The sequence below is a fragment of the Hyalangium sp. genome, assembly GCF_045802625.1.
Lineage (GTDB): Bacteria > Myxococcota > Myxococcia > Myxococcales > Myxococcaceae > Hyalangium.
On the sequence record NZ_JBJMQP010000116.1, the window covers coordinates 1 to 23355 of the forward strand.

General features: G+C 69.1%; 14 protein-coding genes. 10 read left to right on the forward strand and 4 right to left on the reverse strand.

What is annotated here, in order from left to right; all coding sequences use genetic code 11:
• The 4 genes from ACJ8AT_RS21505 to ACJ8AT_RS21520 form a co-directional block, all read left to right on the forward strand.
• A partial coding sequence (locus ACJ8AT_RS21505; RefSeq protein WP_407739664.1) for a pseudouridine synthase occupies positions 1-1495 on the forward strand: 1495 nt, incomplete at its 5' end.
• Positions 1496-1773: 278 nt separating this feature from the next.
• Positions 1774-2448, forward strand: a complete 675-nt coding sequence (locus tag ACJ8AT_RS21510) for a hypothetical protein (RefSeq protein ID WP_407739665.1) — start codon at positions 1774-1776, stop codon at positions 2446-2448.
• 178 nt (positions 2449-2626) lie between these two features.
• Positions 2627-3295: a DUF2231 domain-containing protein gene (locus ACJ8AT_RS21515; protein WP_407739666.1), complete on the forward strand. Its 669-nt coding sequence runs from the start codon at positions 2627-2629 to the stop codon at positions 3293-3295.
• Between the two features lie 130 nt (positions 3296-3425).
• Positions 3426-4355: a hypothetical protein gene (locus ACJ8AT_RS21520; RefSeq protein WP_407739667.1), complete on the forward strand. Its 930-nt coding sequence runs from the start codon at positions 3426-3428 to the stop codon at positions 4353-4355.
• Between the two features lie 25 nt (positions 4356-4380).
• On the opposite strand, the gene ACJ8AT_RS21525 is transcribed toward ACJ8AT_RS21520, so the two are convergent.
• The 3 genes from ACJ8AT_RS21525 to ACJ8AT_RS21535 are packed head-to-tail and all read right to left on the reverse strand — an operon-like array spanning position 4381 to position 7405.
• Positions 4381-5400 carry a radical SAM protein gene (locus ACJ8AT_RS21525; protein ID WP_407739668.1) on the reverse strand — a complete coding sequence of 340 codons (1020 nt, stop codon included), beginning with the start codon at positions 5398-5400 and terminating at the stop codon, positions 4381-4383.
• Positions 5397-6764, reverse strand: a complete 1368-nt coding sequence (locus tag ACJ8AT_RS21530) for an aspartate aminotransferase family protein (RefSeq protein WP_407739669.1) — start codon at positions 6762-6764, stop codon at positions 5397-5399. Before ACJ8AT_RS21530 ends, ACJ8AT_RS21525 begins: the two co-directional genes overlap by 4 nt.
• A complete protein-coding gene (locus tag ACJ8AT_RS21535; RefSeq protein ID WP_407739670.1) occupies positions 6761-7405 on the reverse strand; it encodes a glutathione S-transferase domain-containing protein in 645 nt (214 codons plus the stop codon). The genes ACJ8AT_RS21530 and ACJ8AT_RS21535 overlap by 4 nt, the downstream gene beginning before the upstream one ends.
• A gap of 145 nt (positions 7406-7550) precedes the next feature.
• Between ACJ8AT_RS21535 and ACJ8AT_RS21540 the strand changes: the two genes are divergently transcribed.
• The 5 genes from ACJ8AT_RS21540 (at position 7551) to ACJ8AT_RS21560 (ending at position 11509) form a co-directional block, all read left to right on the forward strand.
• Positions 7551-8078: an N-acetyltransferase family protein gene (locus ACJ8AT_RS21540; RefSeq protein WP_407739671.1), complete on the forward strand. Its 528-nt coding sequence runs from the start codon at positions 7551-7553 to the stop codon at positions 8076-8078.
• Positions 8079-8090: 12 nt separating this feature from the next.
• On the forward strand, positions 8091-9002 hold the full coding sequence (locus ACJ8AT_RS21545) for an alpha/beta fold hydrolase (protein ID WP_407739672.1): 912 nt from the start codon (positions 8091-8093) through the stop codon (positions 9000-9002).
• A gap of 143 nt (positions 9003-9145) precedes the next feature.
• A complete protein-coding gene (locus ACJ8AT_RS21550; protein WP_407739673.1) occupies positions 9146-9826 on the forward strand; it encodes a c-type cytochrome in 681 nt (226 codons plus the stop codon).
• Between the two features lie 403 nt (positions 9827-10229).
• The gene (locus tag ACJ8AT_RS21555) at positions 10230-11135 is read left to right on the forward strand and encodes an alpha/beta fold hydrolase (RefSeq protein WP_407739674.1); all 906 of its coding nucleotides are present in this window, start codon (positions 10230-10232) and stop codon (positions 11133-11135) included.
• A 17-nt stretch (positions 11136-11152) separates the two neighbouring features.
• Positions 11153-11509 carry a transposase gene (locus ACJ8AT_RS21560; protein WP_407739675.1) on the forward strand — a complete coding sequence of 119 codons (357 nt, stop codon included), beginning with the start codon at positions 11153-11155 and terminating at the stop codon, positions 11507-11509.
• 80 nt (positions 11510-11589) lie between these two features.
• Here ACJ8AT_RS21560 and ACJ8AT_RS21565 read toward each other — a convergent pair whose 3' ends face one another.
• Positions 11590-11874 carry a hypothetical protein gene (locus ACJ8AT_RS21565; protein WP_407739676.1) on the reverse strand — a complete coding sequence of 95 codons (285 nt, stop codon included), beginning with the start codon at positions 11872-11874 and terminating at the stop codon, positions 11590-11592.
• A gap of 1151 nt (positions 11875-13025) precedes the next feature.
• On the opposite strand from ACJ8AT_RS21565, the gene ACJ8AT_RS21570 reads away from it, so the two are divergent.
• On the forward strand, positions 13026-21518 hold the full coding sequence (locus tag ACJ8AT_RS21570) for an amino acid adenylation domain-containing protein (RefSeq protein ID WP_407739677.1): 8493 nt from the start codon (positions 13026-13028) through the stop codon (positions 21516-21518).
• Positions 21519-23355 lie beyond the last annotated feature (1837 nt).

The following is a 23355-nucleotide window of genomic DNA, read 5'->3' on the forward strand; positions in this document are numbered from 1 at the left end:
GCCGGGCCGTGGAAAGATGTTCGGTGTGCTGGTGGTCGCGGGCCCGGATGGCCGCGTGGGCTATCTCCGTGGGTTCTCGGGGATGATCGAGGGCCGCTGGCGCGTCGGTGGATTCGCGCCACCGCTCTTCGATCTGGAGGCTCGCGACGCTTTCTGGCCCGCTGTGGAGGCGGAGCTCCACGCGCTCGATGACCGCCATGCCGAGCTGCTCCAGGGTGCCGAGCCCGTCGCGCTGCGTGCGCGCCTCTCCGAGCTCACCGCGCGCCATGCCACCGCCGCCGCTGAGCTGCGTACACGCCATGAAGAGAACCGCCGCCTCCGCCACGAAGCGCGCCGACGTCTGGCGGATGAGGCCATGGGAGACGACGAGCGCCGTGCGGCGCTCCACGCGCTCGGGCAGGAGAGCCGCGCGGATGACATGGAACGCCGGCGGCTGGAGGCGGCGCACCACCAGGAGCGTGAGAGGCTCGTGTCGGCCTTGCGAGCCCTCGACGCACGCCGGGCCGAGCTCGAACACCTGCGCGCCGAGCGTTCCAGGCAGATCTGGCAGCAGATCGCCTACTCCTATGTGATCCCGAATGCGCGCGGCGAGGAGCGGCCCTTGGGAGCGCTGTTCGCACCCGAGCCGCCACCGGGCGGAGCGGGCGACTGCGCCGCGCCGAAGCTCCTGGCTCAGGCCTACCGCCACGGGCTGAAGCCACTGGCGCTCGCCGAGTTCTGGTGGGGTGCGCCGCCTCTCACCGGAGAGCGGCACGCGGGCGAGTTCTATCCCGCGTGCCGGAGCAAGTGCGGCGGCGTCCTCCCGTACATGCTGGAAGGGCTGTCCATCGATCCGGCCACGCTGCCCAGCGCAACCCCACACCTGGAGGATGAGCTGCGCCTCGTGTACGAGGACGCGTGGCTGCTCGTCGTGGACAAGCCTTGCGGCCTCCTGTCGATCCCCGGCCGTCACTCCCAACAACGTGACTCGGTGCTCGTCCGCCTCCGGCGGCGCTCCCCAGATGCGCCCGAGCCGCTCGTCGTGCACCCCCTGGAGCCCGAGACCTCCGGGCTGCTGCTCGTCGCCAGGGATCCGGAGACCCTCGCGGCGCTCCAGCGGCAGTTCGCGCGGCGCGAGGCCGACAAGCGCTATGTCGCCTGGCTCGACGGCCACGTCAGGGGTGAGCACGGCGTCATCGAGCTGCCTCTCCGGACCGACTCCAATGACCGTTCCCGCCACATCGTCGACCCGATTCACGGCAAGCACGCCGTCACCGAGTGGCGAGTCACGCAGCGAACTGACAGCCGGACGCGGGTATCGCTCTTCCCTCGCACCGGCCGCTTGCACCAGCTCCGAGTCCATGCTGCGCACCCACTCGGCCTCGGCGCTCCCATCGTTGGCGACCGGCTCTACGGTCAGGACGACACGCGCCTGATGCTCCACGCCGAGTCCGTGACGTTCATCCATCCACACACGGGCGAGCGGCTCGAGCTCGAAAGTCCCGCGCCCTTCTGAGGCTGGCGACTGGGCGTCTCGGGTGAGTGAGCCGTAGCCTGTCTGACGCTTGGGGTGTTCCCCCATCCAGTTCTCGCGCTCGGTGTCCGTCGCCATCCTCCCGTGAGGGTTCCTGGCGGGGGGGTGGTGGGGTGCGGCGTATCGCTTTCGCGGTGCTATGGGTGGCGGTTCTCGGAACGACAGGCGGGTGTTCGCTCCGGAGGGTCTCCAGGACCGCGGCTGCGGGCGCCGTCGAAGCGCTGGGCGAGCCCGGACACGAAGAGGAGTTTCGGCGCAAGGTGGGCCGCCTGGCGGATCAGCTCGTGGACGACGCGCTCAAGGGCCCGCGGCCGAGCCCCCGCGAGCTCGGCCGCGAGAGTGTGAGAGGCATGCTGGAGGGCTTCGAGGGCTACCTCGCCGAGGAAGGAACGGGGGAGCGGCTCGGTCAGGCCGGGGCGAGCTTTGCCCACGAGCTGGGCCCCGTGCTGTCCTCGGAGCTGCGGAACATGGGTCCCTCCACCCGGCTCCTCCTGGATGAAAGCAGCCGGGGGCTCGTGGATGGGCTCTCCTCACGGCGGCAGGAGTTGGCCTCCCTCATGGGAGACATCGCCGATCAGGTCGGCCGCTCCATGGCCCACGCCATGGCCGAGCAGCTCCGAGCCGAGTTGAAGCAACAGCTCGACGCTCCGCCGGATCCCGCGTTGGCCCGAGCCGTCGAGGGCGTGGCCTATCGAGCCGCCGCCGCGGGCGTGCGAGGCGCCACGAACGAGCTGGGGCAGACCGTGCCCGCGTGCAAGGACGGCCCGTGTGCGCCGCAGGTCGTGTCGCAGCTCAGCCAGTCGGCGCTCGGTGGAGCGGTGGCGGCCATGGCCCCGGTCGTCCTCGTTGGCTTCGCAGCCTTCGTGGTGGGAGCAGTAGTGGCGGCCCTCGCCGCACGGGCCCTGGCCCGGCGTCACGGCCCCCGCCGGGCCTAGCCAGGTTTCTCCGCAGCGGCCTGACAGGGCGGCTGATGAGCGAGCAGGGGGACGAGTCTCGGATCCACCGCCCGGGAGGAGGCAGGGCGCGACGCCGTACCTACCCTTCTGGCACCGGGAGGGAGTGGCTCTGCCACACGCCCGTGGATGAATGGATAGAGCCATAGGGGGAGAGCCCATGAAGATGCTGCTTCACGAACTGCACCCGGCGGTGATCCACGCTCCGCTGGTCTTGCTGCCCACGGCCGCGGTGGCCGACCTCATCGCGGTCTCGAGTGGAGACTGGGCCTGGGCCCGAGTGGGCCGGAGGCTGTGGGTGGCGGGGACGGTGAGCGCCCTCTTCTCGGGAGTGGCCGGGCTGGCGGCCTCTCAGGAGGTGAAGCTCGAGGAACCGCGCGCGCGGGACATGGTGTTCCTCCACGGCCTGGGCAATGCGGTCATCTCCCTGGGCGCGCTCGGGGTGACGCTGTGGCGGTTGCGCCGGCCTCCCACGCTCGGCCAGTGCGTGATCGGCGTGTTGGCCAACGTGGCGGCGCTGTACACGGCCTCGCTCGGGGGCAGGGCGGTCTACGAGCTGGGCGTGGGCATCAACCCCATGCCGAAGGACGCCGAGGCGGGGACGTTCAAGGGGCCGCCGCTGCTGTCCCGCGAGGCGCCCGCGGCGCTCGTGAGCGATGCGCTGCGGGGCGTGCGCTGGCTGCTGGGCCGCGCGAGGAGCCTCTTCTCGGGAGCGCACCCGCTGGCTCCCGGCGCCAGTGGCGTCCGCCCAGGTAACCAGGAGCCCTCGGTGGCGAACGAGGCCCTGGCCGGGAGCGCCACTTACGAGGCGGCGGTCCTGCCGACGTAGGAAAGGCGCGGGCAAAACCTCGCTTGAGGAGACAGGCAAGGGCGCGGGGTTCCTGGGGAAACGGCTGTTCGCCATGCCTCCATGAATCCTGGGAAAAACCTCCCGCGCCCTCCATGCGTTGGAGAGGGCCATGCGCTCCTTCCTGCTGTCTCTTGTCGTGCTGTTGGGTGCCGTGCCCGCCTTCGCCACTCCCTCTGCCGAGCAGGTGCGTCAAGCCTCGGTGGTGGTCGTCTCGGGCTCGGCGGACCACATGGATCAGGTGCTCCAGCGGGCCGGAGTCGCCTTCGTGGTAGTGAACCCCGCGGACCTGCCCGAGCTGCCGCTGCACAGCCGCCAGGTGCTGATGGTGAACTGCCGGGGCGAGATGTCCCAGGCGGCGCGCGAGCGGGTGCGGCGCTTCGTGGCGGCGGGCGGCTTCCTCTACACCACGGACCACGCGGTGAAGGAGCTCATCCAGCCGACCTTCCCCAACACCATCGCCTTCAACGACATCACCACCAACGAGGCGGACTTCCCGCTGCAGCTGCGCGGCGAGGAGAAGGATCGCGGCCTGCTCAAGCACCTGGGCGAGCAGTCCTCGCAGCGCTGGCAGCTGGCGGGCGGCGGGTACCTCTTCAAGGTGCTGGATCCGCACAACGTGGAGGTGCTGATGGAGTCCTCCGAGGTGAAGAAGCAATACGGCACGGGCGTGCTCGGCGTGCGCTTCCGCTACCAGGACGGCTTCGTCATCCACGTCACCGGGCACTTCTTCAGCCAACCCGGACAGCGGCCCGAGCTGGCCAAGGCGGGGCGGGCCTTCGAGCAGCTCTCCCAGAACGTGGTGACGGAGAAGGCCGCCGATGGCGCGCGGCTCGACGCCCTCTACAACAACCAAGCCAAGCGCGAGGTGAGGTTGCAGTCGGCGCCCGCCCCGAGCGCCGCGCCCGTCTCGGCCTCCACTGTCACCACCCAGTCGCTGGGTACGGGCGCGCGCGTGAAGGTCCTCGAGAAGAAGGCCAACTACGCGCGCGTGCGCGACGAGCAGGGCAACGAGGGCTGGGTCGAGGCCGACGCCCTCTGAGGCTTGGACGCGGTGGGTCCTCCGCTCAGGTCGACCGCATCCGTGTGCTCAGGTCCAACCAGCCCTTCAGCGTGCCGCCCTGCCCGAGGCTCTGGTTGAACCCTCGGCAGAGCGTCCAGCAGTCCTGACAGCCCCGCGCCGTCCCGCCCTCGCGCATGCGCTCGAGGATGGCCGCCAGGGATTCGTCCCGCACGTTGCCGAACCGGCGATCGATCTTCTCGATGCACGGGGACACATTGCCCAGGTGGTCGATGTTGAAGCTCTGGTGCCCTGCCTGGCATGCCGGCAGCTGGCCGCGGTCCTGAAGGAACGAGTCCACGCTCGCCAGGTAGTCGCGGAACATGCGCAAGTGGGGGTACTGCTTCCACAGCGACAGCAGCCGCGGCGCCAGCCCTACGTCCGGCGCGGCGTCAGGGGATTCCTTCCCACGCCGGTACCCCTGGGTGGAGATGAGCGTCAGGCAGTGGCCCACGTCACGCGCGGCGCTCTGCTTCAGCAGCGCCTCCAGATCATTCTGGTTGTCGCGCATCAGCACGGTCATCACGTGAACCTGGCTGCGGCCGTGCGGGGCGTGCTTGCGGAACAGCTCCACCGCCTGCCAGGCCCGCTCCGTGCCTCCCTTGAGCCCTCGCTTCGCGTCGTGCCGCGCAGCCTCCGGGTAGTCGATGGACACCCCCACCTGCGCCACCCCCGCCGCGAACAGCGCCTTCACCTTCTCCTCCGTCACGAACCAGCCGTTCGTGTAGAGCAAAGGCACGTGGTGCGCTCCGAAGGCCCGGACGATCTCCACGAGATCCGGCCGGACGAAGGGCTCTCCGCCCTCGATGGAGACGAGGAACGTCCCGAACTTCGCCAGCTCGCCGGACAGCTTGCGGAAGTCGTCGGTGGTCAACTCCTCTCGTGGGTGCGCGCCGTTGGGCCAGAAGTCACAGAAGGAGCAGGTGGCGTTGCAGCGGTTGGTCACCTGAACCAACACCTGGAAGGGACGCCGCGCCACCAGCCCCGCGGCGAAGCGAGCGTCGCGCCACAATTCGGCCAGACTCACCGGAACGCTCCTTCCCGCCGGCGCTGCTCGCCCACGCGCGCCACCACATCGCGCAGCAGCGGCACCAGCCCCGTGTAGTTCCCCAGGATGCGCGCCATCGCATCCACCACCTGCTCTATCTGCGCGGGCTTCACCGTCAGCGGTGGCTCCAGCCGGAGCACGTCCCAGCGATGGGAGGCGGGCTGGCACACGATGCCCTCCTCCAGCAGCCTCAGCGCCGCCCACTGTCCGAAGACCTTCTCCGAGACCTGCTCGACCAGCCCTGGCACGAGCCGGTTGAGCAGCCCGCTCTCGGTGGGCCCCAGCTCCACGCCCACCAGCAGTCCCTCACCCCGGATGTCCCGAACCAGCGGGTGCCCAGCCAGCCGCTTCCGCAGCCCCTCCAACAGCTCGGCCCCGCGTGCGGCGGCGTTCGCGGCGAGCCCCTCCTCCTCCAGGATGTCGAGCGTCTCCATCGCCGCGGTGCAGGCCAGCGCATTGCCTCCAAAAGTGGTGCTGTGCAGATCGAACCGGTCCATGGAGCCGTAGGCACGCTCGTGGATCTCCGAGGAGGTGACGGCCGCGGACACCGGCACCGCGCCACCGCTCAGCGCCTTGGCCAGCACCAGCACATCCGGAACGAAGCCCTGGCCCTGGTACGCGAAGCGCCGGCCCAGGCGGCCCAGGCCCGTCTGCACCTCGTCCAGCACGAGCAGCGCGCCATGCTTGCGGCACAGCGCCTGCGCATCCTTCAAGTACCCCGGAGGCGGAAGCACGACGCCGCCCTCCGCCAGCATCGGCTCCACCACGAAGGCCGCCACCTTCTCGCGCCGCAGCACGCGCTCCAAGGCCTCCAGGTCCCCGAAGGGCACGCGGTGGCAGCCGGCGAGCAGCGGCTCGAAGGGCTTGCGCATGCGCTCGGCCCCCATCACCGAGAGCGTGCCGAAGCTCGTCCCGTGGAAGCCGCCCTCGCAGAAGACGAACGCGGAGCGCCGGGTGGCCGCGCGGGCCAGCTTCATGCCGGCCTCCACCGCCTCCCCGCCGCTGGAGGCCAGCAGCACCACCTCCAGCGGGGGATCGAGCCTCTTGCACAGCGCCTCGCCCAGCAGCGCGGCGTGCTCGGTGAGGCCCACGTGGCAGAAGTGGAGCGCCTCCTCCGCCAGGAAGCGCTGCAGCCTCGCCACGAGCCGCGGGTGGTTGTGGCCCAGGTTCACCGAGCCGAAGCCCGCCAGGAAGTCGAGGTACTGGCGCTCCTGATCATCCCAGAGCCACACGTCCCGGGCCCGCGTGAAGACCCGGCCGTAGCCGAGCATGCCCAGCAACCGCACGAAGGCGGGGTTCACGTGGCGCGCGTGGCGCGGGATGGCGGGGTTCGTCACGGTCACGTGTCGAAGCGAAAGGGGGTCTCGCTGGCGGAGGGGCGCGTTGCGAACTGCTGACAGAATTGATTCAGCTCGGCATAGGAGGCGGTGGGCAAGACCTCTCGAAACTCGAGATGTTTCACGAGACAGAAGAGCGAGACCTCCAGGTAGCTCAGGTCTCGCTGTGGCGGGAGCGCGGCGAGCGCGGGCCTCGTGTTCTCCTCCAGCCACGCCATCATGTTGAGCAGCCCTTTTCGCAGCTTGGCCTGGTGCGCATTGCTGTCACCCGCGCCAGCGACCTTCTCCATGATGATCGTCACTTCTGTCGCCATGGCCTGGGAGACGAGCTCCTGCGCATTGGCAAGCAGCGGCTTGTCGAGCTCCTCCGGCCATACCACGCGGGGTCTGGGATTCGACCGCCGCCAGAGCTCGCGACAGACATTGAGAGAACCGAACCAGACACCTTGGGGCGTCTGCAAGCTCGGGATTCTGAGCGCGGGGTTGCCGCCGTAGTCCTCGGGATTGGGGGACATGAGGTCTCGCACCACCCGGAAGGAGTAGTCGACACGCATCTCCGCGGCGAAGATCCGCGTGATGCGCGTGAAGTGTGAGCTCGAGCGGCCGATGATGACAGGCTTGGCGAGCTCTTCGAGCGCAGCTGACATGCGTGTTCCTCCGATCCGGAGCGCTACACGCGGCGACAGTAGGCGTGTCCCGCACAGCGCACAAGCGCGGGGGAGGAGACGCCGGAACACCCGTTCGAGTAAGGGGACAGTGGACGCTGTCCTTTCCGCACCGGGTGGAGAACGGATGACCGAGGAAGTGATCGTGCGGCGCGTCGGTGCCAACGAGGCCACCGCCTGCGTGGAGGCGCTCGCCGACGTGCTGATCAACTGCGTCGAGGGCGGCGCATCCGTGGGCTTCATGCTGCCCTTGACGCGCGAGAAGGCCGTGGCGTTCTGGCGAAGAGTGGCGGACGGCGTCGCCCGCGGGGAACGCTTGCTGCTCGTCGCCGAAGACGGCGACGGTCAGATCCTCGGCACGGTGCAGTTGATCATCGCGATGCCCGACAACCAGCCGCACCGCGCCGATGTCGCCAAGATGCTCGTCCACCGCAAGGCCCGCCGGCGCGGCATCGCGCAGCGTCTGATGGCCGCCATCGATGATGCGGCACGTAAAGAAAGCAAGACCGTCCTGGTGCTGGACACGGTGACGGGTAGCGATGCCGAACGGCTCTATGAGCGCGCTGGGTGGCAGCGCGTGGGCATCATCCCCAAGTACGCGTTGATGCCGACCGGCGAGTTCTGCGCGACGACGTTCTTCTTCAAGCATCTCTGAGTCAGAGGCCCCATGCGTCACTCACTCCCTTCCGCACTCGCAGCCTGGCAGGCTCGCGGCCGCCGCCTCAGTGTCCTGGGCCACGAGGTCTTCGTGCTCCAAGACGGGCCGGTGGACCGTGGCGATCCCCTGCTCGTCCTCCACGGCTTCCCGTCGTCCAGCTTCGACTTCCACCTCGCCCTGCCGCTGCTCGCCGCCCGCCGCCGGGTGGTCCTCCACGACCACCTCGGCTTCGGCCTCTCGGACAAGCCCGAGCGTTACTCCTACTCGCTCCTGGAACAGACGGATGCGGCGCTCCTGGTGTGGCGAGCGCTCGGAATCACCCGCGGCCACCTCCTCGCTCACGATTACGGGACCAGCATCGCCACGGAGCTCCTCGCGCGCCGCGCTCTCGGCCTGCTCCCCATCGAGCTGTCGAGCGTGACGTTGTGCAACGGCAGCGTGCACCTCGAGCTCGCGCACCTCACGCCCTCCCAGCGCTTGCTCCGCAGGCCCACCTTGGGTCCCCTCTTCGCGCGCCTCGCGAGCCCCGCGCTGTTCAAGGCCCAGCTCCGGCGCATCCTCGGCGAGCCCTCCTCCGTGAGCGAGGAAGAGCTCGACTGGATGTGGGCCGCCATGATCCACGACGGCGGGCGCGCACGGCTCCCCGCCACCATCTCGTACCTCGACGAGCGCGTTCGCTTCCGAGACCGCTGGACCCACGCGCTCACCGCCTACGAGGGCCCGGCCCACGTGCTCTGGGGACGACGCGATCCGGTGGCGGTCTCTGCAATCGCTGAGCGCCTCGCGAGCGAGCTGCCCCGCGCCGAGCTGCGGTGGCTCGATCGTCTCGGCCACTACCCCATGCTCGAGGAGCCCAACACGTGGGCAGGAGCTGTCCTTTCCTACCTGGATGCGTTGGAGCCCGTCAGGCCTCCGCCGTGACGCCAGCGGGCCGAAGTCACCTCCGCTTCGAGTTTCTAGACGACCCAACTGGTTGTGGGTATCTTGCTCGCGGAGGTCAATGTAGCCAAAAAGGCGCAGCCTCTAGCAGTCACCCCGGGTCGACCCCCCTCTAAGGAGTGGCGATGAAGTCAACGCGAATCATGTTGCTGGTAGCGGCAGTCGCAGTGAACGTCCCTGTTGTGGCCATGGCGCAGGGCAAGGGCAAGGCGCCTGCGGCCAGCAAGGCACCTGCGGCCAACAAGCAGGTCTCGCGCGGAGAGTTTCTGGTCAAGCTCGGCAGTTGTAACGACTGCCACACCCCGCTGGCCATGGGCCCTCAGGGACCCGAGCGGGACATGACCAGGATGCTCAGCGGCCACCCTGAGCAGATGAAGCTGCCGCCTCCTCCCGCGCCGCAGGGGCCGTGGATCTTCGCGGTCGCCGCGACGTACGGGGCCTGGTCTGGCCCGTGGGGCGTCAGCTACCCGATGAACCTGACGCCGGACAAGGAGACCGGCCTGGGCAGCTGGACGGAGCAGAACTTCATCCAGGCGATGCGCACCGGTAAGCACATGGGCCAGGGCCGCCCGATCCTGCCGCCGATGCCGTGGCAGACCATTGGCCAGCTGCCGGACGAGGACCTGAAGGCCATCTTCGCGTACCTGAAGACGGTCCCCGCCGTGAAGAACAAGATCAACGAGCCGGCTCCTCCGTCGGGCGGTCCTCCGGGCGGCGCCCCGGCGGGTGGCCCTCCGGGTGGCGCTCCGGCGGGTGGCGCTCCGGCGGGCGGCGGCGCTCCGGCCCCGAAGCCGGGCGGCAAGTAGTCCCTGTCCCGCGCTCCTGGCTCGCCTGACGCGCCAGGAGCCGGCCTCCCAGAGCCCAGCCTCCCCGAAGGGTGGCTGGGCTCTTTCATTGCGGGAGCCAGGCTCCGTCGCGGGCACGGAGTGGAGGCGGCGGCAATCGAACGTGCAACATGGCTGAGGCTGAGCTCATGCAGGGGTAGACCGGCCCGCCGTGCTTCACGCAGGGGCACCACCCGTCCACGCCGTCAGGAAGTCGCGGAGATCCCGCACCCGCATCGCCACGTTCGCGCCGATGGTGGCGAGGGTCGCCTGTTCCTCAGGCTTCGCTGGGAGAAGCGCGAGGACACCTACTTCGCCATGATCCACTTCGCCCTGGGCATCATCACTTGGTTCCCCTTCCTACCTAAATAGGCTCCAAGGACACATGAAAGCGAGCTATGCTGCCTCTACGCTCATGGTGCCAACACTCGCAGATACAAAAAGGCGCGTCATGATCAGGCAAATCACAATCGCTGTAATAAGCTTGGTTTTCCTGAGTTCATGCGCATCCATGTCACGCACTGCGGCAGCCGAAGCGCCATGCAACGGCAGCCTCATTGACATAGATGGCAATAAGATCTGGGTGCACAGACAGGGCACCGGCAGCCCAACCGTTGTTTTTGAATCCGGTTTTGGAAATGACTCATCCGTATGGACGTCTCTCGAGAAACAGGTGCGAGAGAAAGGCTTCCAGACTTTCGTCTACGACAGAGCTGGACTCGGTAGAAGTACAATCAACCCTTCGTCTATTTACAGCATCGATAATGATGCGCAAATCCTGACTGCAGCACTTGAAAGATGCAGCATCAATGGTCCGATCGTAATGGTTGGACATTCGTATGGCGGCGCTATCAGTCTCGTGCTTGCCGAAAAAAGCCAAAAGGTCAAAGGACTCGTGCTTCTTGATGCGGTCGTTCCAGGAGCCTGGGGGCAGGGAGAGATAGAGAAGAACCTAGCAACAATGCGGAGCCAATATGATGAGATAAGAAAGCAAGCACCGGAACTGGCCAAAGTCGCCATACCATTTGCTGAAGCGACGCCAAAGATTGTTCAACGAGTCAATAACCTCACGCTGCCTGCATCTCTGCCAATTATTGACATTGTCGCAGAGAATGGCCAGAATAGCCCAGAAAGCACAGCAACATGGCGAGAAGCCCATAAAGGATTTGTTGGCTCCAATCCGAGTCGGACGTACATTCTTGCCACGGGGAGCTCACACAAAGTCATGAATGATAAAGAACAGATTGTTCTTGACTCCATTGTGACAATCATTGGCCATGCCAATAGATAAGAACCCATAACAACGTCGTGAGAGCCTCGCGGGGTGGGCAGGCCGGGGCCGTGTCGTTCATCCAGTTCTTCGGCTCCGCCTTGCAGGTGACTCCGCACTTCCACTCGCTGGTGCCGGACGGCGTCTTCGTGCCGCGGGAGGGCGGCGTGCGCTTCGGGCCGTTGCCGCCGCCCACGCAAGGCGAGGTGGAGCGGTTGCTGAGGGGGGTGCGCCACCGGGTGCTGCGCCTCCTGGAAAAAAGAGGGGCCCTGCCCGCGCAAGGACCCGAGGACGCGCTGCAGGCGTATCAGGCGCACTTGCTGCAGCAGCGGCTGCGCTGGACGGAGGTGGACGTCCGGCCCCCGCCCAGCAAGCAGCCCCGGCCGCCAGCCTGAACCCGCTCTGCTGAGCCCTGAGGCCTGAACGGCGGCACCGCGCTCCGGAGGCGGAAGGAGCGCGGTGTTCCCGGCATACTTCAGTAGCAGGCGCCGCAGCTCACTGGGCCAGTGCCTGCATCGTACGTATCCACCCCGTTGGAGCAGTAGTAGTGCAGGAAGTTGCCCCAGGATCTACCACAGACCTGGGCACAGTCCCATTCCGAGGACACCGTGTAGCCCGGTGCGCAGCTCGGGAGGAGGCCTTGCTCCGCCTGAGCCATGTTCGAGTCTGCCCCTGCCTCCTTCAAGTCGGTGGGGCCACAGCCGACGGCCAGCAATCCGGCCGTGAGAACCAGCCCTCCCATGAGAGTCTTGATCTGCATGCATTCCTCCTGAGCAGCGAGCATCGAATGAGATTGAGAAGCTGGCGAGGGTAACATCCGTCGGTCAGAGCGGATAGTGCCATCGGTTCGTCTCCGGCCAGCACCTGTGGGTGACGCGGAGCGCGGGCGGCTTCCACGTGCTGGATCTGCGGAAGAGGCACGGCGCGCTGACGTAGGCCGAGATGATCCCGAGCGTCAGCAGGCCTCGGACCTGGAATCCGCCGTTGAACTGGCCCGAACTCCCAAGTAGCGGCCGGGCTCGGCCCTCGTGGCCATCCAGGGCGTGCTCCCCTACCGAGGCTCACCTCACGGCGTGGTCGTGGGGCTGGAGTTGGGTTGCCGTCCGTGTGGCAGCACCGGCATGTAACACTTGTTCTTGAACATGCTGCCCATGGAACCGCCGAGCGTCAGCGCTTCGCAATGCTCTCGGTCCAGAGGCATCTCCACCCAGCAGCCTCCGTTGAGGGCCACCTCGTTCTTGTGAGGGCAGCGCCCCTTGGAATCGGGCCGGAGCTGATCCGGAAGTGGCTCGGGCGGTGTCTCCTCCGCCAGGCCTTGGGGCTCGTGGAGTGAAGCAGGAACCTGCGTGGAGGTGGAAGTGGCGGCCTGGCCAAGCCCCTTCGTCCCTGCCTCCGAGCGTCCCGCCGCCAGCGGGGCGCACCGACAGCAGGCGCAGAATCCAGGCGCGCAGTCGCGGCTCGATGCGCTTGTCTCGCAGCAGCGAGGCCGGAGGCGTCACGGTGTCCACGTGCCAGTCTCCATGCTCATCCCTGCGAGGCGCTGAGAGCTTGGGGTACTCGCCGGTGACGAGCCGGCCGAGGAAGGGATGGAGCTCGCCGCCGGGCCCCTGCCACAGGCCGGAGTCCCAGAGGCGGGGGATGCTGGGGTGGCGCAGGCGCGAGAGCAGCGCGGCCTCGCGAGCAAAGCGTGGGTTGTCTGGGAGCACCGCCAGCTTGAGGGCGACGGCGGGAGCGTGCTGCAGGCCCACGGGGACGGCGCGGTAGACGGCGCCATGGGAGCATAGCGATCGGGCCGGAAGTGGAACCAGCCGAGCTCATGGGGCTCGCATTGAAATCCGCATGCTTGCGTGTGGGAAGCTGAGCCTACCACCCTTAAGAGGCCCCCCATCCCCTCTATACGTTGGAGCGAGCATGCACCGAGATGCCAGCACGACCATCACCGCAGCATTCATGGCGCAGGCTGCCGCGGCGCCGGACGCTCCGGCGCTCCTCTTCCGGCGCTCCGCCACGACCTACGGCGAGCTTGACGCCCGCTCGAGCCGGATCGCGCGCTGGATTCGCCGGCGCGGCGCGGCCGATGGTGCGCCGCTCATCCCCTTCCGCATGCCTCAGGGGCCCGACGCCATCGCGGTCGCGCTCGCGATCCTGAAGCTCGGCGGCGCCTACGTCCCGATCGACCCGGACTTGCCGCCGCCGCGCGTTCGCTGGATGCTCGAGGACACCGGCGCCGCGTGCGTCGTCACCACGCGCGCACTCGCTGCCGACCTCGCGCCCTTGCTCGACGGCCTGGAGCGTCGGGTCGAGCTCCTAGCGATCGACGCCGAGGCGGCCGCAATCGAGGCAGAGGAGACGTCGCCGCTCGGCGTCGAGAGCGAGCCCGACGCACTCGCGTACGTGATGTACACCTCCGGATCGACGGGCCATCCGAAGGGCGTCCCCGTCTGCCATCGCGGCGTCACGCGGCTCGTCATCGCCCCCAACTACATCGATATCCGGGCGAGCGACTGCTTCGCCCAAGCCGCCAACGTCGCCTTCGACGCGGCGACGTTCGAGATCTGGGGCGCGCTCCTCAACGGCGCGCGCCTGGCCCTCCTGTCCAAGGACACCGTCGTGAGCCCCGAGCGGATGGCAGCCGCGATCGTCGATCACGGCGTGACGGTGATGTTCTCGACGACCGGCCTGTTCAACCAGCTCGTCGGCGCCGATCCGGCGATGTTCGGTCGGCTCCGCTATCTCCTCTTCGGCGGCGAGGTCGCCTCGATCGAGGAGGTGCGCCGTCTCCTCCGCTGCTCGAGCCCGCCCGCGAGGCTGCTCCACGTCTACGGGCCCACCGAGTGCACGACCTTCTCCACGTTTCACCCCGTCACCCGCGCGCCCGAGCCCGGCCAGGCGCTGCCCATCGGCCAGGCGATCTCGGGGACCTCCTGCTTCGTCGTCGATAGCGAGATGCGCCTCGTCGAGGAGGGTGAAGGCGAGCTCCTCATCGGAGGCGCGGGGCTCGCGCGCGGCTACCTCGGCAACGCCGAGGAGACGGCGCAGCGCTACCTTGACAATCCCTTCGGTGACCGTGCCGGCAAGCTCTACCGGACCGGCGACGTCGTGCGCCGACGCGCGAACGGTGACCTCGTGTTCGTCGGGCGCGTCGATAACCAGGTCAAAATCCGCGGACACCGCATAGAGCCCGAGGAGATCGAGCTCACCCTCAACAGCCACCCCGCTGTGGGCGGCGCCGTCATCCTGGTCCAGAGCGACGACGTTGCGGGCACCAAGCGCCTGGTGGCCTACCTCCGCCCGCGCGACGGCCTGCCGCTCCCGTCCCTGGCCCAGTTGCGCTCGTTCCTCGCGGAGCGCCTGCCCGCGTATATGGTGCCTTCGGCGTTCGTGCGCGTGCCGAGCTTCCCCCTCTCGCCGACCGGCAAGGTGGACCGGCGCAAGCTGGCGGAGAGCCCGGGCGACTTGATGGCGGCCGAGGTGGCGTACCTCGCGCCGCGAGACGAGACCGAGGCGTTCCTCGCCGATCTCTTCGCGCGCCACCTGCGGCGCTCGCCGGGCGAGGTCGGCGTGGACGACGACTTCTTCGAGCTTGGCGGCCACTCCTTGATCGCCGCGCGGATCGTCACCGACGTCCTCTCGACGCTGGATGTCGAGCTCCGGATCTCCGACATCATCGAAGCACCGACGGTCGCGGCGCTCGCGCGCGTCGTGGGGGGCGCCGCGCGGCCCTCGTCGCGCGCCATCCCGGTCGTCGAACGGGACTCCGATCTGCCGCTGTCGTGGTGGCAGGAGCAGATCTGGCTCCACCAGCAGCTCGATCCAACGGCGATCTACTACAACGAGCCCCTCGACATCACCATGCCCGAGGCGCTCGACGTCGCCGCCTTCGAGCGCGCGCTCGGAGTGGTGCTCGAGCGCCATGAGGCCCTGCGTCTGCGCATCGACGTCGTGAGGGGCCTCCCCCTCCAGCGGATCCAGCCGCACGAGCCGCTTGTCCTCCCCGTGCGCGACCTGCGTCACCTCGGCCGCGAGCGCGCCCTCTCGGAGGCGCTGCAGCTCGCGGCCGGCCAGGCACGCCGGCCCTTCGATCTCGCCACCGATCCGCCGATCCGCTTCCTCCTCGTGCGCCTGGGCGACGCGCACTACCGGCTGTTCATGACCGGCCATCACATCGCGCTCGACGGGGTGGCGATGTTCCAGGTATTTTTCGCCGAGCTTGAGGCCGCCTACCGCAGCCTCGCCGCCGGGCGGCCGCCAGCGCTCGCCCCCTTGCCTTTCCGCTTCCGCGACTACGTCGCGTGGGAGCGGGCGCGTGAGCCCGACGCCTCATGGGCCGCTGGCATTGAGCGGTGGCGCGAGCGGTTGTCGGGCTTGTCCCAGATGGCGCTCCCCACGGACCGGAGCCCGGGCGCGCGGCGGTTGTACGCCGGCGCCCGTGAGCGCCTCGCGCTGCCGCACGATCTGACCCTGCGCCTCCGCGATCTCTCGCGCCGCCAGGGCGTCTCGCTCTTCACGACGCTTGTCGCGGCGTTCAAGACGCTCCTCTACCGCTACACGGGGGAGGCCGACGTCGCCGTCGGTACCACACTGGCGACGCGGGGCGTGCCCGGCGTGGAGCGCCTGGTCGGCGTCTTCCTCAACACGATCCTGCTCCGCACCCCCCTCCCCGTCGACGGCACGTTCCTCGACGTGCTGCGCGCCGTCCGGGAGACCTGCCGCGAAGCCTTCGCGCTCCAGGACATTCCGTTCCAACTCGTCGCGCGACACGCGACCGTGGGCGCGTCGCCCGACCAACGGATCCCCTTCCAGGCGGTGATCGTCCTGGAGCCCGAGATCGCACCCTCTCCCTCGGGCTGGGATATGGGCCAGCTCGAGGTCCACACGGAAACCTCGAAGTTCGACCTCACCTTCGAGCTCGACGAGCGCGACGGCTGCATCATCGGCCGCGTCGAGTACCGCACCGACCTCTTCGAGGCCGCGACGATCGCGCGCATGATCCGGCACTACGAGACACTCCTGCGCGGCGTCGTGGAGGCGCCGGACCGCGGCATCGCCGAGCTGCCGCTGCTCGACGAGGCCGAGCGCCGCTGTCTGCTCGTCGACTGGAACGACAACGCCGTCGCCTACCAGGGCCCTGCGCTCCTGCACGCGCTCGTCGAGGCTCAGGCCGACCGCGCGCCCGACGCTCCGGCAGTCCATCACGAGGAGACGACGCTCCGCTTCCGCGACCTCGACGAGCAGGGTAATCGGCTCGCGCATCGGCTCATCGCGCTCGGCGCCCGGCCGGGGAGCGTCGTCGGCGTGTGGACCGACCGCTCCGCAGAGCACGTGGTCGCGCTCCTCGGTGTCCTCAAGTCGGGGGCGGCCTACGTCCCCATCGCCGCGGAGGACCCGGCGGATCGCGCCGGCTTCGTCCTCGCGGACGCTGGCGCCGAGATCGTCGTCTGCGATCGCGCGCGCCGAACCCTGATCGGAGGCCGCGTACGGACCGTCGTAGTGATCGACGATCCTGAGGAGCGCCTCTCCGGGGAGCCGGCGACACGGCCCAGGGCTCGGGTCTCGCCGAGCGACCTCGCGTACGTCATCTACACCTCGGGCTCGACGGGCAAGCCCAAGGGCGTGATGATCGAGCACCACAGCATCGCGGACCGCACACACTGGGCAGGTGCCGCCCTGCGCGCCGTGCCGGGCGAGGCTGCGCTCCATATGTCCTCGCTCGGGTTCGACGGCGCTCTCATCCCGACGTGGTGGGCGCTCGCGCACGGCGCGGCGGTCGTCGTGCCGGCGACGGCGCGCTTGCAGGACCCCGAGTATCTCGCTGGGCTCGTGCGCCGGCACCGGGTGACCTCGCTGTTCACGACGCCGGCACTCTGGACCTTCCTTGCCGAGCACTTCGCCCGCCTAGGGGTGCGGCTCGAGATCGCCATGGCCGGGGGCGAGCGCGTGAGCGGCGAGCTCATCGAGAAGCTCAAGGCGATCGCGGGCCGGGTCATGAACGTCTACGGCCCGACGGAGGCCACGGTCTGCGCCACGGCGTGGGAGGCGCCCGCCCACCGGGTCGAACGGCCGCCGATCGGCACCGGCATCGCGAACACGCCGCTCTACGTGCTCGACGGGCGCCGCCGACCCGTGCCAGTGGGCGTGCCCGGCGAGCTTTACATCGGCGGCGCCGGCGTGGCACGCGGCTACCTGGGCCGTCCCGAGCTGACGGAGCGCGCCTTCTTCCCAGACCCGTTCGCGGCCGTGGTCGGGCACGCCGGGGGCCGGATGTACCGTACCGGCGACATCGTGCGCCGCTGCCCTTCGGGCGAGATCGAGCACCTCGGGCGCGCGGACAGGCAGGTCAAGATCCGCGGCTTTCGCGTGGAGCTCGGCGAGATCGAGGCCGCTGTGCGTGCGGACCCCGCGGTCGCCGACGGCGTCGCCGTGGTCCGTCAGGCGGAGGGCTCGCCGATCAAGCGCATCGTCGTCTACGTCGTGGCCGCCCCCGGCCGCGCCGTCGATACGGTCGCGCTGCGCGCGCGCCTCGAGGCGTCGCTGCCTCCGGTGATGGTCCCGGCGGCCATCGTGCCCATTGGCGCGGTCCCGACGACGCGCAACGGCAAGGTGGATGTGCGCCAGCTGCCCGAGCCGGAGCTCGACGTGGCTCCGAAGAGCCAGCGGTGCGGCCCGCGCGACGCGATCGAGCAGGCCCTCCACGAGTTGTGGTCGACCCTCCTCGGCACCTCAGCCATCGGGGTGCACGACGACTTCTTTGCGCTCGGCGGAGACTCCATCATGAGCCTCCAGCTCGTGGCCGCCGCGAACGACCGGGGGCTCCGCCTCTCCGTGCAGGACGTCCTCGACGGGCGCACGATCGCGGGCATGGGCCGGCGCCTCTCGACCGAGCGTCACGCTGCGCACGACGTCTCGCACGCGCTGCGCTCCCTCGGCGCCCGCGAGGCGCCCGAGGACGCCGCATCACTCTCGGGGCCGTGCTCGCTCTCGCCGATCCAGCATTGGTTTTTCGAGCGCGCGCCCGCCGAGCCGAGCCATTTCAACCAGGCCTTCGTGCTCGAAGCGTCCGAGCGGCTCGACGCCCGCTGGCTCGGCTCGGCGCTCGGCGCCGTCATCGAGCACCATGATGCGCTCCGCCTGCGCTTCGCGCGCGAGGGCGGTGTGATCGTTCAGCGCTACCTGCCGCCCGAGGATCCGGCCACGCGCCCGCACCTCGAGGTCGTCGATCTGCGGAGCGTGCCCGATAGCACCCGGGACGCGGCGATCCTCGAGCACGCCGAGCGCCTGCAACGCTCGCTCGACATCGAGCGTGGCCCCGTGGTCGCGGCCGCGCTGTTTGAAAGCGGCGAGGCTGGCGCGCAGCAGCTCTTCGTCTGCATCCACCACCTGATGGTGGACGGGGTCTCGTGGCGGGTGCTGGTGACCGACCTCGGCACGGCGTACGCCCAGATCGAGCAGGGGCATGCGGTACGGCTCCCGGCGAAGAGCTGGTCGTTCCGCAAGTGGGTGAACGCGCTATCCGCGTTCGTCGGCGGCGCGGCGCTCGACGAGCTCGAGCACTGGCGCGCGTGCCTTTCGGCCCCCGAGCCCCCGTTTGCGGCCGATCGGCCCGGATCCCCGGGGACGACGGGCGAGTCGCGCACGGTGACGCGCCTCTTGTCCCAGGACGTGACCGCCGACCTACTCCAGCGCGCCGGGCGGGCCTACGGCATGGACGCGAGCACCATCCTGCTCGCTGCGCTCTACCGCGCCGTCGCCGGATGGCAGGGGCGACAGGCCCTGTCGCTCTGGGTCGAGGGCCACGGGCGGGAGCTCATCCAGGACGACGCCGACCTCGCGCGCACGGTCGGTTGGTTTACCGCGCTCTTCCCCATGCGCCTCGCGGGCGATCCGTGCGGCGACCACCGCGCTCTGCTGCTCGACATCAAGCGGCGCGTGGCTGCGCTTCCCCGCCGCGGCTGCGGCTACCTCGCGCTCCGCTACCTCGCGTCGGATTCGGAGCTCCGCGCGGCCCTCGTCCCTCGGATCGCTCCCGATCTCTCGTTCAACTACCTCGGCGTGCTCGACGCTGGCCTGAGCGGGGCGAGCCGTCTGAGGTTCAGAGCCACTGCGGCGGGCTCGCTCGTGGGCCCACGCAATGAGCGGCACGTGGGCCTCGACGTCAACGCGATGGTCATCGACGGGCGCCTGCGCGTCGACTGGACCTTCGGGCCGGGGCAGTACGACGAGCAGACCATTGAGGGTGTCGCGGTCCGCTTCGGAGACGCCGTGGCCGAGCTCGTGGCCCATTGCTGCAACGAGATGCGCCCTGGCGCGGCCGCGGCCGCCGTCATGGCGAGCCTCGGGGATCCGCTCGTGCCGCTGCAGCCGCGCGGCTCGCGCCGGCCGCTCTTTCTCGTCCACCCCGCTGGCGGGCTCTGCATGCCATACAGCGCGCTGCTCGGCCACGTCGACCCCGAGCTGCCCATCTACGGCTTCAACGATCCGCAGTTCGGCGCGAGCCACCGGCCGCTGGGGTCGATCGAGGAGCTCGCGGCCGTATACGTGGAGGCCGCTGCGCGGGCGCAGCCGCAGGGCCCGTACCGGATCGGCGGCTGGTCGTTCGGCGCGCTCGTCGCCTACGAGATGGCCCGGCAGCTCGTGCAACGCGGCGAAGAGGTGAGCCTGCTCGCGCTCTTCGAGGACGGCGCGGTCGGGCGCAGGCCCGAGGTGGCCGACTTCGAGCGCAACCTCGAGCAGGAGACCCTCGCGTTCTTCGCCGCGAACCGCATCGACGGCGCGAGCCCGGGGGCCCGCTGGTTCGAGGACGAATTCCGGTTTTCCCACGGACTCGCGCTCCGCTACGATCCCGGCCCGTTCGCCGGTGGGGCCCTCCTGGTGCGCGCGCTCGACGAGCTCCAGCGCGCCGCTGCCGGCACGCGCCGCTCGGCTCGAGAGCTCGCGTTCCTCGGGTGGGAGAAGCGCATCTCCGGCCCGATCGAGCTGTGCGTGATGCCGGGCAGGCACATGGAGATGTTCGCGCCCGAGCGGGCCCCGGTGGTCGCCGCGATCCTCGAGGACGCCCTCGCGCGCTCCGAGGAGGGCGACGCTGACGTCGATCGCATCGAGCTCCTCGCCGAGCTCCAGCTCGACGCGATCGAGCGACGCGATTTCGCCCGCCTCGTGCGCGTCGAGTCGCTCGCTGGCGCCAGGCGCCCGCGCGCCGGCGAACGAAGCAAGGCGTCGGCTCTGCCCACGTCACGCTTCGCGGCCGGCGCGGCACCGCCCACGTTCCCCGCCGCAGCCGGAGCGGCGCCCGTCGCGACGCCGCGCGATGGCGTCGAGGAGGTGATCGCCCGGCTCTTCGCGCGAACACTCGGCAGCACGGAGGTCCGGCTCGATGCCGACTTCTTCGCACTCGGTGGGACGAGCCTCCAGGCGGTGCAGCTCCTCTGTCAGGTCGAGCAGGAGCTCGGCGCCAGGGTGCCAGTGTCGGCGCTCGTGAGGGGCGCCTCGGCCGAGCAGATCGCCGTCGCGGTTCGCTCGGCGACGGCCGAGAGCAAGAGCGTACTGATCCCGTTCCACGTGGGCGGCGCGCGCCCGCCATTTTTCTGCGTGCACCCCGCAGGTGGCAGCGCGTTTTGTTACCGGCAGCTCGCCGCACGACTCGGACCCGATCAGCCTTTTTACGGGCTCGAGGCGGCGCGGGGCTACGAAGGCCAGAGCCTCTCCTCGATGGCGGAGACCTACGTGCGCGCCGTCCTGGAGGTCGCTCCCCAAGGCCCGTACCTCCTCGGTGGGTGGTCCTTCGGGGGCGTCGTCGCGTTCGAGATGGCGCGTCAGCTCGAGGCCGCGGGCAGGGGCTGCGCCCTGGTTGCCCTTATCGACAGCCGCGTGTCGGCGCACCCCGGACAGGCGCAGTACCTCCACCACATGGTCGAGGAAGAGGCGGCGCTCCTCGCCCTCGCCGGGAGGCACCTCGCCCACCTGGCCGGTCGGAGCTTTCCCGTCGGCCATGCCCATCTCCGCGCGCGTCCGGACGGGGAGCGACTCGCGTGGTTCCTCGAACAGATCGCCGCGCACAAGCTGTTGCCGAGGTCGGTCGTCGAGGGGTTCGTGCGCCGCTTCGTGGACGACTTCCGGCGCTGCGGTGAGATGATCCTCGGCTACGGGGCGCCCTCGCCTTGCAGCGCCGATCTCTTGCTCCTCCGCGCCACCGAGACCTCGGCTCCTTACGAAGGCTTCCCGGCCCTCGAGACCCCGCTCGATCAGTGCGACGATCCCACCTACGGCTGGGCCACGCTCACGCGCGGTACGGTACGCGTACGGCCAGTCGACGGTACGCACGAGACGCTCGTCTTCGAGCCCCATGTCGCTTCGCTTGCGAACGTGCTCGGCGCCGCGTTGTCGGCTGTTACCAGGCGAGCTGATTGATGGGGGTGCGGGGGGCTGCTGGCGCTGGAGTGCTCCTGTTGACCACCGTGAGCTTGGGCGTTCGCGCCGTGGCGCAGGTGGCCCCCGTTCGAAGATGCCCAGGGCCTCGGGTTCCCCCAAGCGGAGGAGGCGAGAGCGGGGAGTGAGGCAGCGGCCAGCAAGGAGCGGATGAAGCAGAGGACGCCGCGAGTGGATGGGGCAGAGTTGCTGAAGAGGACGTTCGACTTCGACGTGTTCGCCTGCGTGAGGTGTGGAGGCAGGCTTAAGGGTCTTGGCGTACGTGAAGGCAGGGCGGGCAGTGCGAGCGATACTGGAGCACCTGGGCTTGCCCACGGCAGGGGTGAGCCGGGCCCCGGCGCAAGAATCAATCCAGGCCGCGGGGTGTTGAGGCTGACGCCTGCCCAGAGCCAAAAGGCCCAGTCCCCTACCGCGCACCCCATGGGAGCGCGGCCTGGGCAGGCGTGTACCTCAACGGGCTGTGCGGCCTGTCCACCGACCGGGCGCACTGCTCGCGCGGCCCCTGTCAGCGCTCCTCCTCGCCACCTCCGCTCCTGCCCTCACCCGCAACATGGCCTCTATCCCGCCTATACGCTCCATAGGCCCAGTTTCACCCCTCTAGCGCTCGCGAGTGCTACCTGCCCAGCAGACGAGCCTCGGCGCGGGTGCCGCGCTCCCTCCCGAGCGTTCTTTGCATTAGGGCCCGCGCGTCATTCTTGGAACGATTCCGCGCACCGTTTACGCGCGCCAGGGTCTCGGCCATTTCGCGCGCAATATTCGCGCCCTGACGCGAGAGCAGGAGTCACAGCAAGGGCGGCGAGAAGATCGTGCAGCGAAAAGCGCCTCGGGCCCTCCGCATTTGCGCGCGTGCCCCGAAGGCTTCACGGGCCCGACAGGCGAGCCTCGATGCGCGCGGAGGTGCCGCCGGCCCAGCAGGCGAGCCTCGACACGCGGGGGCCACCGGCCCAGCAGGCCCGCCTGGACAGGCAGGGGGCTACATAGGCTCGAGATTCACCAGTCCCACACGAGTGTGGGGCTCCACCGGCGCCCTCTCCGACGAGCCGACGCCTACATCGCTCGCCGCCTTGCCAGCTCAAAAAGCCTCCCAATCCGGGCACAATCAACTGCTGGGGGCGTTAACGTGGCGGGAATCTTGCCGAATATTCCGACAAGGTCGGCCTCCAAGAGCCTCGGAGGACTGCTGAGCTCTAAGAACTCCGGCTCAGTGACCAGAAAAACAGACCAATCTCGCACTCGCGCGCGATACGTTGCATCCCACAGGCGGATCGCGCGGGTGCGATCAAGCTCCCCAACGACGCGCTTCCGGACGCTGTCGGGTGGACGCGCGTTTGTAAGCTCAAATGGCTTTGGGTCGTTCCCTGGTACTAAGCAGTTGCTGGGTGGTGTGACGCTACGCTCCTTGTACCATTCGGCGGCGGCCTCATGCGTCTCCAGGCGGTGAATCACTCTCAAGAGAGCAACAAAGCGCCATGCTGGCGGCTCGCCCAAATACCGACCCTTGACGGTCATAAAGGCGACCCGATCGCCAACCTTAAGTCGTGGGGCAAAGTTCCTGCCTCGGCATGTCGCGGTTATCGAGGGGAACGGAGATTCAAGATCCGGTTCGCGGCGGCACGATCCATCAATGAACGGGGGCAAGCCATGCTTATCTACCGCGGTACGCCCTCCAGGCGTTTGAATCAGCGGCCGAAAAGTTGCCAGGTAGCAGGCGGCCCGGTCGTGTCTCATTGCCTCAATGATCCAATGACGGCGTCGGTCTTGATTGTAACAGTTCGCCGCGCCCCGTAGAGCCCCGGGATGAACAGGGCTGCCCGCCAGA

What these genes read in the sequence shown, in the direction of transcription:
- ACJ8AT_RS21550 (WP_407739673.1), top strand. Translation starts at nt 9,146, where the DNA reads ATGAAGTCAACGCGAATCATGTTGCTGGTAGCGGCAGTCGCAGTGAAC.
- ACJ8AT_RS21545 (WP_407739672.1), top strand. Translation starts at nt 8,091, where the DNA reads ATGCGTCACTCACTCCCTTCCGCACTCGCAGCCTGGCAGGCTCGCGGC.
- ACJ8AT_RS21565 (WP_407739676.1), bottom strand. Translation starts at nt 11,874, where the DNA reads ATGCAGATCAAGACTCTCATGGGAGGGCTGGTTCTCACGGCCGGATTG.
- ACJ8AT_RS21535 (WP_407739670.1), bottom strand. Translation starts at nt 7,405, where the DNA reads ATGTCAGCTGCGCTCGAAGAGCTCGCCAAGCCTGTCATCATCGGCCGC.
- ACJ8AT_RS21555 (WP_407739674.1), top strand. Translation starts at nt 10,230, where the DNA reads ATGAAAGCGAGCTATGCTGCCTCTACGCTCATGGTGCCAACACTCGCA.
- ACJ8AT_RS21520 (WP_407739667.1), top strand. Translation starts at nt 3,426, where the DNA reads ATGCGCTCCTTCCTGCTGTCTCTTGTCGTGCTGTTGGGTGCCGTGCCC.
- ACJ8AT_RS21540 (WP_407739671.1), top strand. Translation starts at nt 7,551, where the DNA reads ATGACCGAGGAAGTGATCGTGCGGCGCGTCGGTGCCAACGAGGCCACC.
- ACJ8AT_RS21515 (WP_407739666.1), top strand. Translation starts at nt 2,627, where the DNA reads ATGAAGATGCTGCTTCACGAACTGCACCCGGCGGTGATCCACGCTCCG.
- ACJ8AT_RS21570 (WP_407739677.1), top strand. Translation starts at nt 13,026, where the DNA reads ATGCACCGAGATGCCAGCACGACCATCACCGCAGCATTCATGGCGCAG.